Genomic DNA, 1,928 nt, shown 5'->3' on the forward strand with positions numbered 1-1,928 from the left:
ACCTGGACGGCCCGCGCCGTGCTGCGGGGCGGGGAGCGGGCGCCGGTGACGCTGGCGTTCCCGCCGTGCCGCTGTCCGCGCTGCGGTGTTCGCCCCCGTGACGCGGCGGCGGTCGCCGTGGTGGCCGCGGTGGTGCGTGCCGAGGCCGTGCCGTGCCCGCGGTGCCAGACCCTGCCCCGCGTCGCCGCCTGGACCGAGCCGGTGCCCGGGGACGCGCCTCCTGCCATCGCCGTGCGCGGCACATACGCCTGCGCCTGCCCCTCGCCCCACCCGTCCGACCCGTCCGACCCGTCCGACCCGTCCGACCCGTCCGACCCGTCCGACCCGTCCGACCCGTCCGACCCGTCCGACCCGTCCGACCCGTCCGACCCGTCCGAGCGGAGCGAATCGTGACCGAGACCCTTTCCTGTCGGCGCAGGCCGCGCGGGACGTTGGCGGCCCTCCTCGCCCATCGGGGCCCTGGCGCCCTGTGGGCGGCCGGGGCGCCGTTCCTGCGTGCGGTCTGGCAGGCGACATCGCCCGTCGAGCGGGCTGCCGTACTGGCACGCCTGGCGTGGGACGCGCGCGACGGGACGGTGCGGGGTGACGCGTACGCGCAGCAGCTGCACCGGGCCGCGCGGGCCCACCGGGGCTGTGGACCGTTCACCGTGCGGGCCGGTCCGCAGGGCGAGCGGGACATCGAACTGCGTGCCGCGTTCGCGCTGCTGGCGGCCGGTGCCCGGAGAGGGGAGGTGCGGGCATGACAGGCCACAGCGAGGGGCTGGTGGCGCCGGGCTGGTGCACGGTGTGCGAAGCGCGGGTGCCGGACTCGATGGCGGTCGCCTACGTGGAGACCGGGTCCGGGCCGGGCCGCATCGTCGAGGCATGCGTGCGGCACGCCCGCGAACTGGCCCGCAGCACCGTCGCTCCCGACTGGCTCCGCGACGACATCGCCGCCCTCGACGCGACGGCTGGAGGCGGTGGCAAGTAGCGGCAGGCCCGAGAAGGGCACCAACAAGGCCGCTCACAGCGGGCCCGCCCGCGCGGGCACGGGCAACCACGAACCTGCGGACGGGGCAGCGCCATCCCAGTGACCGGCGTGTGCGCACCCGCGCCCTTAAGTGCGCCAATCCGCCTGTCGAGGCGGACGACAACACGGAGCAGCAGGAGGTGCGGCATCCCTAGAATCAGGCCGCCTCCGACACGTCAGGAAGATCCTTTTCATGCGTATTGATCGCTTCCAGTCCTTCGCTGTCGACGCCTACCGCCAGGCCCCGGAGATCGCCTCGGCTGACCCCTGGCAGGAGGGCACCCGGCGCCCGTACGGCATCGAGATGACGGTGGCCGGGCAGACCGTGCGGCACGCGCTCACTCGCGTGCGGGTGCCGGGGGAGGACGTGGAACAGCCGGAGCGGGACCCGGCGGAGGGCGAGCCGCCCGCCCCGGTCGAGCCCCGTCCCGCGCCCGGGGGAGCGCGGGATCGGCAGACGGCGCGGTTTCTCGCGGCCGTCCTGGCGGACACCGGGCACCCGGAGATCGCCCGCGTGTACGCGTATGACGAAAGCAGTACGGACCCTGGGCTCGGTGTGGAGTTCCACAGCGGCGCGAAGATCCACATGCTGCTGATGTGACGCTCGCCGAGCCGCCTCACGGAGGTGGACCATGCGAGCGCGACGATACGTTCTCGGCCGGACCGGCTACGCGAATTGCCCGGTATGTGGCACGGGCGTGGGTGTCGAGCAGGGCGAGGAGACGCCGAATCACCAGGAAACCGGGACCAACCGGCTGTGTGACGGGGTCGGGCAGCCCGCGATCTGAGTGGACCTGGCCGCCTGCGGATCCACGGGCGGGCGGCCGGGGGCCGTTCCCCGGGAGTCGGCTCGGCGTGCGGTATGTCGAGAGGGCGATTCGGCTCGGCGGCGGTGAGCTCGCCGGGAGTGCGGGTGTGC

General features: G+C 74.5%; 4 protein-coding genes. All 4 read left to right on the forward strand.

Translation table 11 applies throughout. The features are described 5' to 3' along the window. Window positions 1-393: hypothetical protein (locus G5C65_RS38780; protein WP_206442669.1), on the forward strand; the 393-nt coding region annotated here is incomplete at its 5' end. Continuing rightward, window positions 390-743, forward strand: a complete 354-nt coding sequence (locus G5C65_RS36405) for a hypothetical protein (protein WP_165303325.1) — start codon at window positions 390-392, stop codon at window positions 741-743. The genes G5C65_RS38780 and G5C65_RS36405, both read left to right, overlap by 4 nt. Beyond that, window positions 740-970, forward strand: coding sequence for a hypothetical protein (locus G5C65_RS36410; RefSeq protein WP_165303326.1), 231 nt, complete (start codon window positions 740-742; stop codon window positions 968-970). The genes G5C65_RS36405 and G5C65_RS36410 overlap by 4 nt, the downstream gene beginning before the upstream one ends. A 232-nt stretch (window positions 971-1,202) precedes the next feature. Further along, the gene (locus G5C65_RS36415; RefSeq protein ID WP_165303327.1) at window positions 1,203-1,610 is read left to right on the forward strand and encodes a hypothetical protein; all 408 of its coding nucleotides are present in this window, start codon (window positions 1,203-1,205) and stop codon (window positions 1,608-1,610) included. Window positions 1,611-1,928: the final 318 nt, after the last annotated feature.

This window comes from Streptomyces boncukensis, assembly GCF_011045075.1.
GTDB lineage: Bacteria > Actinomycetota > Actinomycetes > Streptomycetales > Streptomycetaceae > Streptomyces > Streptomyces boncukensis.